The sequence below is a fragment of the Streptacidiphilus albus JL83 genome (genome assembly GCF_000744705.1).
GTDB lineage: Bacteria > Actinomycetota > Actinomycetes > Streptomycetales > Streptomycetaceae > Streptacidiphilus > Streptacidiphilus albus.
In genome coordinates, this window is sequence record NZ_JQML01000001.1 from 4,930,100 (window position 1) to 4,942,829 (window position 12,730).

At 71.6% G+C, this 12,730-nt stretch carries 13 protein-coding genes; 6 read left to right on the top strand and 7 right to left on the bottom strand.

Annotated elements, in window-relative coordinates; genetic code table 11:
• The first annotated feature begins 266 nt into the window (after positions 1-266).
• Complete coding sequence (locus BS75_RS21395; protein ID WP_160312253.1) at positions 267-1,883, top strand: globin domain-containing protein; 1,617 nt, start codon at positions 267-269, stop codon at positions 1,881-1,883.
• A gap of 58 nt (positions 1,884-1,941) precedes the next feature.
• Here the strand turns inward: BS75_RS21395 and BS75_RS21400 are convergent, their stop codons facing one another.
• Positions 1,942-2,463 carry an NUDIX domain-containing protein gene (locus tag BS75_RS21400; protein WP_081982492.1) on the bottom strand — a complete coding sequence of 174 codons (522 nt, stop codon included), beginning with the start codon at positions 2,461-2,463 and terminating at the stop codon, positions 1,942-1,944.
• A 104-nt stretch (positions 2,464-2,567) separates the two neighbouring features.
• A complete protein-coding gene (locus tag BS75_RS21405; protein ID WP_034089409.1) occupies positions 2,568-2,945 on the bottom strand; it encodes a phage holin family protein in 378 nt (125 codons plus the stop codon).
• 137 nt (positions 2,946-3,082) lie between these two features.
• Here BS75_RS21405 and BS75_RS21410 point away from each other — a divergent pair, with 137 nt between their 5' ends.
• The 3 genes from BS75_RS21410 to BS75_RS21420 all read left to right on the top strand — a co-directional run bounded on the left by BS75_RS21410 (position 3,083) and on the right by BS75_RS21420 (position 4,459).
• Positions 3,083-3,400, top strand: coding sequence for a cupin domain-containing protein (locus BS75_RS21410; RefSeq protein ID WP_034089410.1), 318 nt, complete (start codon positions 3,083-3,085; stop codon positions 3,398-3,400).
• Positions 3,401-3,406: 6 nt separating this feature from the next.
• The gene (gene tenA, locus BS75_RS21415) at positions 3,407-4,072 is read left to right on the top strand and encodes a thiaminase II (protein WP_034089411.1); all 666 of its coding nucleotides are present in this window, start codon (positions 3,407-3,409) and stop codon (positions 4,070-4,072) included.
• Positions 4,073-4,249: 177 nt separating this feature from the next.
• Positions 4,250-4,459: a DUF5326 family protein gene (locus tag BS75_RS21420; protein ID WP_034089412.1), complete on the top strand. Its 210-nt coding sequence runs from the start codon at positions 4,250-4,252 to the stop codon at positions 4,457-4,459.
• 127 nt (positions 4,460-4,586) lie between these two features.
• On the opposite strand, the gene BS75_RS21425 is transcribed toward BS75_RS21420, so the two are convergent.
• The 3 genes from BS75_RS21425 to BS75_RS44590 form a co-directional block, all read right to left on the bottom strand.
• Positions 4,587-6,086 carry an SPFH domain-containing protein gene (locus tag BS75_RS21425; protein ID WP_042437768.1) on the bottom strand — a complete coding sequence of 500 codons (1,500 nt, stop codon included), beginning with the start codon at positions 6,084-6,086 and terminating at the stop codon, positions 4,587-4,589.
• A gap of 144 nt (positions 6,087-6,230) precedes the next feature.
• The gene (locus BS75_RS21430; protein WP_034089413.1) at positions 6,231-6,431 is read right to left on the bottom strand and encodes a hypothetical protein; all 201 of its coding nucleotides are present in this window, start codon (positions 6,429-6,431) and stop codon (positions 6,231-6,233) included.
• A 207-nt stretch (positions 6,432-6,638) separates the two neighbouring features.
• Complete coding sequence (locus BS75_RS44590; RefSeq protein ID WP_042437767.1) at positions 6,639-7,433, bottom strand: hypothetical protein; 795 nt, start codon at positions 7,431-7,433, stop codon at positions 6,639-6,641.
• Positions 7,434-7,789: 356 nt separating this feature from the next.
• On the opposite strand from BS75_RS44590, the gene BS75_RS21440 reads away from it, so the two are divergent.
• Together BS75_RS21440 and BS75_RS21445 are read left to right on the top strand one after the other, a co-directional pair.
• Complete coding sequence (locus BS75_RS21440) at positions 7,790-8,857, top strand: RNA ligase (ATP) (RefSeq protein WP_034089414.1); 1,068 nt, start codon at positions 7,790-7,792, stop codon at positions 8,855-8,857.
• A 187-nt stretch (positions 8,858-9,044) separates the two neighbouring features.
• Positions 9,045-10,079 (top strand): aspartate-semialdehyde dehydrogenase, encoded by a 1,035-nt coding sequence (locus tag BS75_RS21445; protein ID WP_034089415.1) that lies wholly within the window; start codon positions 9,045-9,047, stop codon positions 10,077-10,079.
• 24 nt (positions 10,080-10,103) lie between these two features.
• On the opposite strand, the gene BS75_RS21450 is transcribed toward BS75_RS21445, so the two are convergent.
• Together BS75_RS21450 and BS75_RS21455 are read right to left on the bottom strand one after the other, a co-directional pair.
• The gene (locus BS75_RS21450) at positions 10,104-11,306 is read right to left on the bottom strand and encodes a hypothetical protein (protein ID WP_034089416.1); all 1,203 of its coding nucleotides are present in this window, start codon (positions 11,304-11,306) and stop codon (positions 10,104-10,106) included.
• A gap of 233 nt (positions 11,307-11,539) precedes the next feature.
• Complete coding sequence (locus tag BS75_RS21455) at positions 11,540-12,727, bottom strand: metallophosphoesterase (RefSeq protein ID WP_231607851.1); 1,188 nt, start codon at positions 12,725-12,727, stop codon at positions 11,540-11,542.
• Between the last annotated feature and the right edge of the window lie 3 nt (positions 12,728-12,730).

The following is a 12,730-nucleotide window of genomic DNA, read 5'->3' on the forward strand; positions in this document are numbered from 1 at the left end:
GGTCCGACGGCGCGTTCCGGCAGCGGTCGCGGGCGTGGCCCGTGCGCACAGGGTGACGGGGCGTGTGCGGGGTGCGTACGGTAGCGCGTTCCGATCACGTGCGCCCCACACTTCGTCGTATTAGTCGGTCCGGTCTTTTCCCCGTGTCACGCTGCTGGGCGAAAGCAGCCAGAGTGTGGTGATACGACGGGAGAAGACGCCGCAACGTGTCCATCGGAAGCGCTCTCAATCGACATGGCCGATCTCGCGGTCGGCAGGAACCGGCCGTGCCGCCGGTGCTGCCGTCCGAGGTCGCCCCCGCAACGATCGTGCTGGAAGCGGCGGTGCTGGAAGCAGCCCCGGCCGCTGAACCCGCTGAACCGGCCGACGACCCGACCGCCGAACGGATTCCGGACCCGACGCCGGGCTCGGCGTCCCCGGAACCGGACCTGCTGGACGGACTCCTCCCGTTGGTGATCCCGCCGCTGCCGACCGCGCCGCCGGCCCCGGTGGGAGAGCCGGCCCGACTCCCGGTACCCGCGCGGCCGGCCTACGCCCCGCTGATCACCGACGCGCCCGGCCTGAACTGGGTCGGTCCCGGCGACGCCTGGACCCGGGCCTGGGCGGCGCACCCGCCGACCGTACCGGCGATTGCGCCGCCGGCCCGGCCGGCCTCGCCCGCGGTCGCCCCCGGCGGCTCCGGGCCTGCCTTCCCGCCACTGCTGGACCCGGCGACGGCCGTGGCCGTCATACCCCTGGCGGCCAGGGCGCGGAGCAGCGAATCCGACATCGTCCTGGTCCGCCGCTCCCTGGCCGCCGTCGAATCCGTGGCGGACCGTGCCGTCGCCCACTTCTACGCCCTGCTCTTCGTCGCCAACCCCGAACTGCGGGCACTCTTCCCCGCCGCCATGGACCTCCAGCGGGACCGGCTGTTCCGGGCGCTGCTCGCGGCGGCCAAGGTCGCCGACGACCCCGACGCGCTCTCCGCGCTGCTGGTGCCGCTGGCGCGCGGGCACCGCAAGTACGGGGTGAAGGACGAGCACTACCCCCCGGTCGGCGCCGCCCTGGTGGCCACGCTCCAGCGCTATGCCGGCGGCGTCTGGGACCGGCACCACGAGGCCGCCTGGGGAAGGGTCTACGGGAGCGTCTCCCGGATGATGATCGAGGCGGCCAAGGCGGACGCGGTGTCCGCGCCGCCGTGGTGGCAGGCCGAGGTGGTCGCGGTCACCCCGCTCACCGGTGAGATCTCCCAGGTGACCGTGCGGGCCGACCAGCCCTACCCCTACCGGGCCGGCCAGTACGCCACGGTGGAGGTGCCGATGTGGCCGCGGGTCTGGCGGGCCTACTCGCCGGCCACCGCGCCGCGCGCCGACGGGCTGCTCACCTTCCAGGTCAAGGCGGTCCCGGCGGGCTGGGTCAGCAACGCGCTGGTCCGCCGGACCGGCGTCGGCGACGTCCTGCGGCTGGGGCCGGCGGTCGGGACCATGGTGCTGCGGCCCGGAAGCCTGGCCCCGCTGCTGATGGTCGGCGGGGGCACCGGCATCGCGCCGATCCTGGCGCTGATCGAGGAACTGGCGAGCCGCCCGCAGCCGCAGCGGCGCTCGGTCGAGGTCCTCTACGGGGCCCGCAGGGAGGCGGACCTCTATGCCCGGGAGCGGCTGGCGGAGCTGGCGAAACGTCACTCCTGGCTGTCCGTCCGGACCACGGTGATGGAGGGACCGAACGAGGGCGGCCTCTGCGGCTCGCTGGCGGACGTCGTCGCGGAGCAGGGGCCGTGGGAGGAGTACGAGGCCTATGTCTCCGGGCCGCCGGCCATGGTGCGGCGGACCGTCCGGGCGCTGCAGGCGGCCGGGGCGGACCGGGGCCGGATCCACCACGACCTGGGGGAGGAGACCCTGGACTGAGCGGGCCGGTCGCGGCCGTGAGCGGGCTGGTCGCGGCCGAGGGGGCGGGCGGGGCGGCTCAGCCGTCCCCGAGGTCCTCGGCCAGCAGGGCCCGGACTCCCTCGATATTGGCCGCCAGATAGGCCCGGAGCGTGGGCGGCACCACATTGACCGAGGTCACGCCCTCGCGGGTGAAGGGCAGCCGGACGATGTCGTACTCGCCGTTGGGCTCCTCGACCTCGGGGCCGTGCCGCAACGAGGGGTCCATCGACTCCAGCCGGCAGACGAAGAAGTGCTGCACCTTGACGCCGTGCGGGTGGGCCGGGTCGCCGTTGTCGTGATGGGTGTACGGGACGGTGTCGACGAAGGCCGGGACGATGGCGGTGGCCTTGCCGCCGAGTTCCTCGGAGAGCTCCCGGTGCAGGGCGTCGACGACGGTGGGGTCGGTTGGCTCGACCCCACCGCCGGGAGTGATCCAGTAGGGGAGGTGCTTCGGCTTGGTCCGTCTGATCAGCACGATCTCGGTCCCGCCGTCCGGTCCGGCGTCGAGCAGGATGGCGCGGGCGGTGCGCTTGACCACAGGGCGGTCACCAGGACCCATGGGAGTTCCTCCGTGCAGTGATCTGCTTGCAGGGAGTGTGCCGCGTGGGGCCGACGGTGAAACTCGTACGCCCGAGCGAGCGGACTGCGGGGCGCTGCTCGGGGTCAGTCCTTGTCCGGGAAGACCAGGTGCAGGGCCCAGGCGACGATGCTGATGATCAGCGAGCCGAGCAGGGCCGGCACGAAGCCGTTGACATGGAAGTCGAGGCTGAGCTTCCCGGAGGCCCAGGAGGTCAGCCACAGCATCAGCGCGTTGATCACGAAAGTGATCAGTCCCAGCGTCAGCAGGAACAGCGGCAGCGAGAAGAGCTTGACGATGGGCTTGATGGCGAAGTTCACGATGCCGAAGATGAGGGCCACCAGCACCACGGTGAGCGCCTTGTGCTCCCAGTCACCTGCGGTGAGCGAGATGCCGTTGATGATCCAGGCGGCGACCCAGATGGCCACGGCGTTGATCAGTGTCTTGCCGACGAAACGAAGCATGCTGTGATCGTCGCAGGCGGCCGGGGTCCGACGGAAGTGGCAGCCTGGCCGAGTCCGATTCCTGTGGCAGCTTCGGTACAGACGGTTCGCGGCTGCTGGTTGAATGAGGCGACAGCGACCACAGGGAGTGGAACCCGATGCAGGTATTCCGGCTGGACGATCTGGATGCGGAGCGCGCCGCGAACGAGGGGGCCTATCTGCGCTTCCTCAACGAGCGCAGCATGTCCGTCGGCCTCTACGCGCTGAACCAGGGCGACCAGGACCCGCAGCAGCCGCACCGGCAGGACGAGGTCTACCTGGTCGTCAGCGGCCGGGCCTCGATCACCGTCGGCCAGGACACCACCACCGTCGGCCGGGGCAGCGTCGTGTTCGTGCCGGCCAACACCCCGCACCGGTTCCACCACATCTCCGAGGACCTGCGGGTGCTCGTGGTCTTCTCGCCGCCGGAGGCCTGAACCGCCATGGCCGAACAGCTCCGCTTCTCCGAACAGCTCTGGGCCGCCGGCGAGGGCGTCTACCGGGAGATCCTGGCCCACCCCTTCCTCCAGGGGCTGACCGACGGAACCCTGCCGCACACCGCCTTCCGCCACTTCGTCGTCCAGGACTCGCACTATCTGCGGGACTACGCCCGCGCGTTGGCCGTCTGCGGGGCCAAGGCCCCGACCGAGGAGGACGTCCGGGCCTTCGTCGAGGACGCCGCCGGGGCGCTCACCGCCGAACAGGGCATGCACGCCGACTTCCTGGACCTGCTCGGCCCGGAAGAGGCGTCGGCGGAGGTGCTGCCGACCACGCGGGCCTACACCAGCTACCTGCTCGCCACGGTCTACGGGGGATCCTTCGCGGAGGGGCTGGCCGCGGTCCTCCCCTGCTACTGGATCTACGCCCGGGTCGGTGCGGAACTGCTGGCCAAGTCCTCCCCCGACCCGCTGTTCGCCCGCTGGATCGCCGCCTACGGCGACGAGGAGTTCCAGGGCGTGGTCCGCCGGGTGCTGGAGCTGACCGACCGGATCGGCGCCGCACTGTCCGCCGCCGAACGCCGCCGGGCGGCCGAGCACTTCGCGCTGACCAGCCGCTACGAGTGGATGTTCTGGGACGCGGCCTGGCGCGGGGAGCGCTGGCCGGTCTGATCCGCGGGGTCGACCCCGGGGCAGCCCGGGGGTAGGTGATCAGGGTCGTATCCGGGACTTCTCAGGGGCGCAGGCCCCCCGCGGACACGGTCGACAGCCGTACGATCGACTCATCAGGAACGAACGGGCCCGGTGGCCCCGAGGCCCCGGGAAACCCCGTGGGGGAGGACGGACATCATGAGTGAGATCTGGAAGGCACTGCCCGGTTGGGTGCGCCACATCGTGGTCCCCATCATCGTGGCGATCGTGGCACTGTGGATCGTCTCGGCCGTCGTCGGCGCGATCTTCGGGGTGATCGGATTCCTGTTCGGCCTGATCTTCAAGGTGTTGGTGATCGTCGCGCTCGGGGCCGTGGTCGTGGTCCTGGTGAAGAAGGCCTCGCGCTAGGGCCGGACCGGCCCCGGCCGCAGCGGAACCGCAGGGCGCTCGCACCCGAGAGGGTGCGAGCGCCCTTTGTGCTGTGCTGCGCTTGTGCGTCGCGGTCCGCGTGACGCGGTCCGCGTGACGCGGGAGCTCAGCGCCGGTCGGCCTCGGGCTCCTCGGACTGGACCGTGATCTGCTCGACCCGGGGGGCGCCGACGGCCGGCTCCTCCTTCATCTGGTTGAGCAGTTGCCGGGCCAGGCCGAGCCCGGTCCCGCCCATGGTGAGCGCCTTGGCGAACATCTCGCCCATGCCCTCCGCGCCGTTCAGCAGCACCATGTGCTCGACATTGCCGAAGGCCGAGGCACCGGCCCGGACGATCTCCGGCCAGTTCTCCGCCAACTGCTGCGCCACGACGGCTTCCTGATTCTCCGCCAGGGCTGCCGCGCGCGCCTTGATCGCCTCGGCCTCGGCCAGGCCGAGGGCCTTCGCCGAAGCCGCCTGCGCCAGGCCCTGGGCCTGGACCGCCTCGGCGGTGGCGAGACCACGTGCCCGGGCGGCGGCGGCCTCGGCCTCACCGGTGGCGCGGGTCTCCTCGGCCGCGGCGTGGGCGTTGGCCTTGGTGGCCTCGGCGGAGGCGAGCGCCGCCGTCTTCACCCGGGTCGCCTCGGCCGCGGCCCGCAGCTCCGTCTCCTGGGCCTGGGCCTGGGCGGCGGAGATCCGGGCGTCGCGCTCGGCCTCGGCGATGGTCCGGGTCTGGTAGGCGGCGGCGTCGGCCGGCTTGCGGACGTCGATCTGCAGCTGCTGCTCGCGGCGCTGGGCCTCCAGCTCGGCGACTCGGGTCTCCTGGACCACGACCTCCTGCCGGGCGGCGGCCTCCGCGAGCGGGCCGGCCTGCCGCGACTCCGCGGTGGCCTTCTCCATCTCGGCGCGGTAGCCCGCCTGCAGGATCTCGCTGTTGCGGGTGGACTCGGCCTTGCGGGCGTTGGCCTCCTGCTCGGCCTGGGTGGCGGCGCGGTCGGCCTCGGCCTGGGCGATCCGGGCGTCCCGGTGGACGGCGGCGGCGTGCGGCGCGGCCAGGTTCTTGATGTACCCGGTCGGGTCGAGGATCTCCTGGATCTGCAGCGAGTCGATGATCAGACCCAGCTTCTCCATCTCCGAGCCGGAGGCCGCCCGGGTCGCCCCGGTCAGCCGCTCCCGGTCGCGGATCATCTCCTCGACGGTCAGGCTGCCGACGATGGAGCGGAGGTGCCCGGCGAACACGTTGTGGACCCGACTGCCCATCATCTTCTGCTGGTCCAGGAACCGGCGGGCGGCGTTGGCGATCGACACGTGGTCGTCGCCGACCTTGAAGATCACCACACCCCTGACCCGGACCGGGATGCCCTGGCCGGTGACGCACTCGACGTCCAGGTCGGCCTCGTTGAGGTCGAGCGAGAGCTTGCGGACCACCTGGAGACCGGGAGTCACCAGGGTCCCCCGGCCGGTGACGATGCGGAACCCCATGCCGTCGTCGACGCCGGCGGTCTTGTGCTTGGAGCCGGAGATCACGAGCGCCTCATTGGGCTCGGCCACCCGCCACATCAGCTTGAACAGGATGACTACGACGAGCAGGACGCCCACGACGGCGCCCGCTACCAGGCCGATGAACATCGGCACATTCCCCCTTCTGCGCCGCCCGGCCCGTGGCTGCGCGATTGGCAGAAGTGCGCGGGCTACGAGGCGGCCGAACGGAAGTGTGCACCCATCGGACGGGTGAGCGGAAGGCGGGGTCGGAGATTGCTCGTAAAGGGCAGGTCAGCCGATGAGTTGGGCGACGTAGACGGTTCGCGGCGGCAGGTGCTCCTGGACCACGACGATCGCCCCGACCGGGATCTCCTCGTTCGGGACGGCGGGAAAGGCGAGGAACGCCTCGCTGCCGCCGCGGACGGCGACCAGTACCTCGCCCACCAGTCCGGGACCGATCCTCCCGGTCACCCGCCCTGTGCTGCCGACCATGTCCGGACCCCCTCCGCGAGCGCGTGATCCCCATGGTCCGCGCCTTGGCTCCGGACCCTACTCCGCTCCGGCGCACGCTGTGGAGGGGGTTGTGGACGACGCCTGTGGACAGTGGTGTCCATGCAGGTGGGAGTGGTATCCACAGGCTTGTCCACAGGGTTGTCCACAACCCGGGACCGGTGCGGTACCGGGTTGTGGACAGTCGGATCAGCGGCGCGGGCGGCGGCACCGGGCGGAGGGACCGCCATCGAGGCCGAAGCCGGGGAGCAGCCGGGCCATCCCCTGGCGTAGCTCGGACATGTCCGCACGCATCGCGGCCAGCTCTCCGCGCAGCTCGTGGACGTCCTCGCCGACCCGGCAGAGCACCACGCTCATGGCGCCGACGACCCGGGCGTGGGCGTCCAGCCGGCGGTCCACCGACTTGGCCCAGAGCGAGCAATTGCGCTGGTCAGGGCCGTCGGCGGGCCACTGGTACGGCTCGGGCACGCGGGCCTCCGGGTGGGTTCGGAGGTACTCGTACTCGTCCCAGTGCGGGCCGGGGCCGAGCCGTCGCCCGGGCGGCATGCCGTGGGGCGGCGGCGTGGGCTCCCGGTGCGCGGCCTCCCGGTGCGCGGCCTCCACGTCGAGCAGGTGGCTGCGGACCTGCCGGGCGACCTTGCTGTCGCGCAGCAGCATCGCCACGTTGAGCACGGCCCGGCGGTCGTAGATTGCCAGGTTCCGTGGCCTGAGCTGCGAGGACTTCAAGTTGAAGTCAATGAAGGCGAGCATCTCGCGGTCGGTGACGATGCGGAACCCGTTGCTCTCCAACTCCTCGCGGTGGCGCTGGATGATCGAGTTGACGGCCTTCGGTCCGACCTCGAAGTAGGCCGCGACCATCCTCGTGGTGACGTGGACCCGGTCCGGGAGCAGGGTGAGTGCCTTGACCCGGTCGAGGGCCTCGGTGCGGTTCATGACGCTGGCGCGCAGGGCGCGGGACTCCAGCAGGGCGACTTCGGGCGGCATGGGTGTGCCCGCCTTTCGCATGGGATGACGGTATGACTGGGATGTCCCCAGGCCGGGGCGGAGCGCCGTCCCACCCGGACGGTCAAGGGCACGAGTCGCCTCTGTCCACTCATCCCATGGGCCGGACCGAACCGGCCAACTCTCACAGTCACTACTCGCCGCGTCATCCTGTCCTGCTTGCTCGTGCGCACACGGTCCAACGATCTGATGGTCGTACGGTTACGCCGTACGGGGGTCCTCGGGAACGGAGGGGACGGCGGCCGACTCCTCCCTGACGGAACGAGAGAAAACCAGGCGACGGGCCAGGCAGCCGCTGGGCATCATCGACTGGTTCGCAACAACCGGGGGAGGAACCCATGTCCACGCTGCGCGTCACCGCAGAGCCGCTGACCGTCCACGAGCACCCGAACGCCGACTCGCTGGAGCTGGCACAGGTAGGGCTCTACCGCGCGGTGGTGGGCAAGGGCGTGTACAACTCCGGGGACTACGCCGTCTACATCCCCGAGCAGGCGGTGCTGCCCGAAGAGCTGATCGCCGAGCTGGGCCTGACCGGGCGTCTGGCCGGAAAGGCCGCCGACCGGGTGCGGGCGGTCCGGCTGCGCGGCGAGCTGTCGCAGGGCGTCGTCTGCCGACCGGCTGCCCTCGCCGACGTCGACCTGGTGGCCGCCCACGCGGCGGGCACCGACTTCGCCGAGCTGCTGGGCATCACCAAGTGGGTGCCGTCGGTGCCGACGACCATGTCCGGCGATGTCGAGCCCGCGCCGGAACTGATGCCGTGGATCGACATCGAGAACCTCAAGCGCTTCCCGGACATCTTCGCCGAGGGCGAGGAGGTCGTGGTGACCGAGAAGATCCACGGCACCGCCGGGCTCTTCTCCTACTTCGCCGACAGCGGTCGGGTACAGGTCTCGTCCAAGGGGATCGGCGCGCAGAAGCTCGCGCTACAGGAGGACGACCGCAACCTGTACTGGCGGGCGGTGCGCGCCTACGGCCTTCCGGACGTGGCGGCGAAGATCGCGGAGCGGCTGGGGGCGGACCGGGTCGGGATCTTCGGCGAGGTCTACGGAGCCGGGGTGCAGGACCTCCGCTACGGCGCCGACGCCGGGCGGGACCGGCCGGGCTACGCCGTCTTCGACGTCTCGGCGGAGATCGACGGACAGCTGCACTGGCTCGACGCAGCCGCCGTGCTGGAGGGGGCGCTGCCGCTGGTGCCGGAGCTGTTCCGGGGGCCGTTCGAGCTGGCGAAGGTACTGGAGCTGGCGGAGGGGACCGAGACGGTGTCCGGGCAGGGGCTGCACCTGCGCGAGGGCGTCGTGATCCGTCCGCTGGTCGAACGCCACAGCCCGCAGCTGGGCGGCCGGGCGATAGCGAAGGTCGTCAGCGGTGCCTACCTGACGAGGAAGAACGGCACCGAGTACGAGTAGGACCCGCACCGAGGATTTCGGGATTGGATTTCGCTGAACGATCCGGCGGCCCGGCACCGTCGGCGCCCGAAGGATTTCCCGAGGGTCTTCGCACCCGGCGGAGGTCTTCCGGAAACGCCCCGCCCCCTGCCGTCCGGCCAGCGGATATTCGGGTCCTCGGGGGCGCGGGGACGCCTACTCTGGGTCCATGAAGATTGGAATTGTGGGTGCCACGGGCCAGGTCGGTGGCGTTGTGCGTCGGATCCTCGCCGAGCGGGACTTCCCGGTGACGGAGCTGCGGCTGTTCGCCTCGGCCCGGTCCGCCGGCAAGGAGCTGCCGTGGCAGGACGGAACGGTCACGGTCGAGGACGCAGACACCGCGGACTACACCGGCCTCGACATCGTCATCTTCTCGGCCGGCAAGACGGCGTCGCTGGCGCTCGCGCCCAAGGTCGCCGCCGCCGGTGCCGTGGTGATCGACAACTCCTCCGGCTGGCGCTCCCACCCCCAGGTGCCGCTGGTGGTCTCCGAGGTCAACCCGCACGCCGTCGCCGACCGGCCGCTGGGGATCATCGCCAACCCGAACTGCACCACCATGGCGGCCATGCCGGTGCTGCGCCCGCTGCACGACGAGGCCGGTCTGGTCGGTCTGGTCGTCGCCACCTACCAGGCGGTCTCGGGCAGCGGCCTGAACGGCGTCAGCGAGCTGCAGGGCCAGGTCGACGCGGTCGGCGCCGGCGCCAGTGCGCTGACCCACGACGGCGCGGCCGTGGAGTTCCCCGAGCCCAAGCAGTACGTCCGCCCGATCGCCTTCAATGTGCTGCCGTTGGCGGGCTCGATCGTCGAGGACGGGCTCAACGAGACGGACGAGGAGCAGAAGCTCCGCAACGAGAGCCGGAAGATCCTGGAGATCCCCGAGCTCAAGGTCTCCGGCACCTGTGTCCGCGTGCCGGTGTTCACCGGTCACTCGCTGCAGGTCAACGCCCGCTTCGCGCGCCCGATCAGCCCCGAGCGGGCCCGGGAGCTGCTCGCGGACGCGCCGGGGGTGGAGCTGTCGGAGGTGCCGACCCCGCTCCAGGCCGCCGGTCAGGACCCGTCGTACGTCGGCCGGATCCGGGCGGACGAGACCGCCGACAACGGCCTGGCCCTGTTCGTCTCCAACGACAACCTGCGCAAGGGCGCGGCCCTGAACGCGGTGCAGATCGCGGAGCTGGTCGCGGCGGAGCTGTCGGTCGCCCGCTAGCACCTGGTCCCGCTGCTGGTCCCGCTAGTCCTGCTCTGCTTCCTCCCTGAGGTCGGCGGCCTCGGCATCGAGATCGTCCTCGTTGGGGAGGAAGCGCGACCGGGCCCGGCCGGCCGGGCGCCGCGGCGGCACGGCGGGGCGGCCGCTGTCGAAGGAGGCCGGGCTGGTGAAGTCCGGCGCGGTGAAGTTCGGTTTGGTGAAGCCGGGGCTGGAGTAGTGGGGTCCTGCTTCGGGGTCGGCTTCGAGCTCGCGGCCTTGACCGTCGGTGATGCGTTCGGGGCCGGGGCTGGTGAAGCCGGGGCTGGAGTAGTGCGGTTCCGCGTCGGGGTCGGCTTCGAGCTCGTGGCCCTGTCCGTCGGTGATGCGTTCGGGGCCGGGGCTGGTGAAGCCGGGGCTGGAGTAGTGCGGTTCCGCGTCGGGATCGGCTTCGAGTTCGCGGCCCTGTCCGTCGGTGATCCGCTCCGGTCCGGGGCTGGTGAAACCCGGGCTGGAGAAGCCGAGCCGGGGCCGGGTGCGGACCAGGCTGACGCCGACGGCCGGTGCGGCCGCGCCGTAGCCCACGCCGACCTGCTGCTCCGCCGCGCCCAACTCTGCCAGCAGATACGGCAGCAGCGCGTGGTCGCGGAGCGCCACCCGCCAGGAGTCCCTGGCCTTGGCGAGCTCCGCGTAGAGCTCGGGACTGCGGCCGTTGGGCGGGGTGGCCGCGTCCCGGGCCGCCGTGAGCAGCAGTCCGATGATGTCGACGGCGATCGCCGTCGCGCAGAACACCGCCGAGACGAAGCCCGCGGTGACCAAGGGCTGTCCCAGCGAGACGTGTTCGGCCCGGAGCAGATAGCCGAGCAGCAGCATCACGATGGCGCCGAGCCCCGAGAGGATCGGCAGCAGTACGGCCAGCAGCGGGACCCAGCCGGCGCGTTCGGCCGCGTCCAGGGGGCTCTCCGGGGCCTGCCACTGGGCCGGGTCGTTCCCGCCGAGGCGCCCCTGGGCGCCGTTGTGCACGGTGCTGCGCACCTGCTCGCGGATTTCGCAGTAGTAGGCGTACTCGGCCGAGACCTCGGCCGATATGGTCACGCTGTCGCGCAAGGCCCGGCTGCGGAGCTGCTCGCCAGTGGGGCCGCCGGGGGTCCGGCGCAGGGCGAGACGAATCTCCTCCTGGTTCAGAAGTTCCCCGAGGATGTGCTCGAACTCGGGTCTGTCCTGGTCCTGCAGGTATGGAGCGCTGTCCATGTGTCTTCTACCCACTCCCCCGAAGGCTCGGTCAGGGGCTTCTGCCTAGATGGTAGGGGCGACTGCTGACACGTTGACAGACTGTTTCCGGAATTTCAGCGGCTGGTGGGGCAGTTGATGACCCCGGTATATGCCCAGGGGCGGCTGCGGGGGCGTACGAACGCACAGGTGACGCAGTGTCGACTCCAGGTGTACGCCCGGCGTGCGCCGGGCGTACGTGGCGTCGTCCGGTTTCAGCCGATCGGGAGCCGGGCGACCAGCAGGCGCCCCTGACCCTCCATGGTCACGCCCCCGTCCATGGCCACGGCCATTCCGTCCGCGTACACATGGGGACCGGTCACCGGTCGGCCGCCGGCGCCGGTGGGGGCGTCGTCGGTGCTGCCGTCGGCCAGGAGGTAGGGGATCGGGCTGTGGCCGTGGACCACCACCCGGCCGCCGAAGGTGTCCAGCAGTTCGTGGCAGGCCTGCGGTCCGGCGTCGCCGCGGAAGGCGAAGCGGCGGGTCAGCCGGCGGAAGCACTCCCACCAGTCGTCGGCCTCGTCGCCCTGCAGCACGTCGTGGATGGCGTCGTTGACGGCGTCCACCGAGTCCCCGTACTCCAGGTAGGCGGTGGTGTCGGAGTGGACCAGCAGGTGGTCGTCCTCGATGGCCATGGCCGGCAGCCGGGAGAGCCAGGTGACGTGGTGGTCCTGCAGCCGGTCCATGTCGGAGGGCTGTCCGCCGTTGAGCCGCCAGGCGGCGAGGAACGAGGCGGTGCCGGCGGTGGACTGCACGGCCTGGTCGCCGTAGCGGTCGGCGCCCAGCAGCAGCAGTTCGTGGTTGCCCATCAGGGCGCGGCAGTAGCCGCCGGCGGCGGCGGCCTGCGGGGCGAGGTCCATCACCAGGTCGATCACGCCGATGCCGTCGGGCCCGCGGTCGGTGAAGTCCCCGAGGAACCACATCCGGGCCGGTCCGGCGGACCAGTGGCCCTCGGCGTCGATGATGCCGGCCTCGTGCAGGGCGTCGAGCAGCGCCTGCAGATAGCCGTGGACGTCGCCGACGACGTAGAGCGGTCCGGGCCCGTCGCCCTCGGGGGCTGGCGGAACGGCGAACTCGACCAGGGTGGGGGTGGGCGTGAACCGGTGCACCGGTGCGGCCGGCGCACCCAGCGCCATGGTCGGCGGGTCCTGGGGACCGGGCTCCGGGACGGCGTAGGCCGGTGGGGGGAAGACGGGGGCCGCCATGAACGCGGGATCGGGTGCGAAGCCCGGTTCGGGTGCGAACGCCGACTCAGGGGCGAACCCCGACTCAGGGGCGAAGCCCGGCTCGGTGGCGTAGGGCTGCACTGCGTCGTAGGGCTGTACCGCGTCGTAGGGCTGCGCACCGGCAGGCGCGAGCACATGGGCGACGACGTTGGTGGCTGGCGCGACCGGCTCCGGCACGTA

Coding starts and splice junctions, on each gene's coding strand:
- BS75_RS21430 (WP_034089413.1), bottom strand. CDS start 6,431: ATGGTCGGCAGCACAGGGCGGGTGACCGGGAGGATCGGTCCCGGACTG.
- tenA (WP_034089411.1), top strand. CDS start 3,407: ATGGCCGAACAGCTCCGCTTCTCCGAACAGCTCTGGGCCGCCGGCGAG.
- BS75_RS21450 (WP_034089416.1), bottom strand. CDS start 11,306: ATGGACAGCGCTCCATACCTGCAGGACCAGGACAGACCCGAGTTCGAG.
- BS75_RS21410 (WP_034089410.1), top strand. CDS start 3,083: ATGCAGGTATTCCGGCTGGACGATCTGGATGCGGAGCGCGCCGCGAAC.
- BS75_RS21400 (WP_081982492.1), bottom strand. CDS start 2,463: ATGGGTCCTGGTGACCGCCCTGTGGTCAAGCGCACCGCCCGCGCCATC.
- BS75_RS21405 (WP_034089409.1), bottom strand. CDS start 2,945: ATGCTTCGTTTCGTCGGCAAGACACTGATCAACGCCGTGGCCATCTGG.
- BS75_RS44590 (WP_042437767.1), bottom strand. CDS start 7,433: ATGCCGCCCGAAGTCGCCCTGCTGGAGTCCCGCGCCCTGCGCGCCAGC.
- BS75_RS21445 (WP_034089415.1), top strand. CDS start 9,045: ATGAAGATTGGAATTGTGGGTGCCACGGGCCAGGTCGGTGGCGTTGTG.
- BS75_RS21425 (WP_042437768.1), bottom strand. CDS start 6,086: ATGTTCATCGGCCTGGTAGCGGGCGCCGTCGTGGGCGTCCTGCTCGTC.
- BS75_RS21420 (WP_034089412.1), top strand. CDS start 4,250: ATGAGTGAGATCTGGAAGGCACTGCCCGGTTGGGTGCGCCACATCGTG.
- BS75_RS21440 (WP_034089414.1), top strand. CDS start 7,790: ATGTCCACGCTGCGCGTCACCGCAGAGCCGCTGACCGTCCACGAGCAC.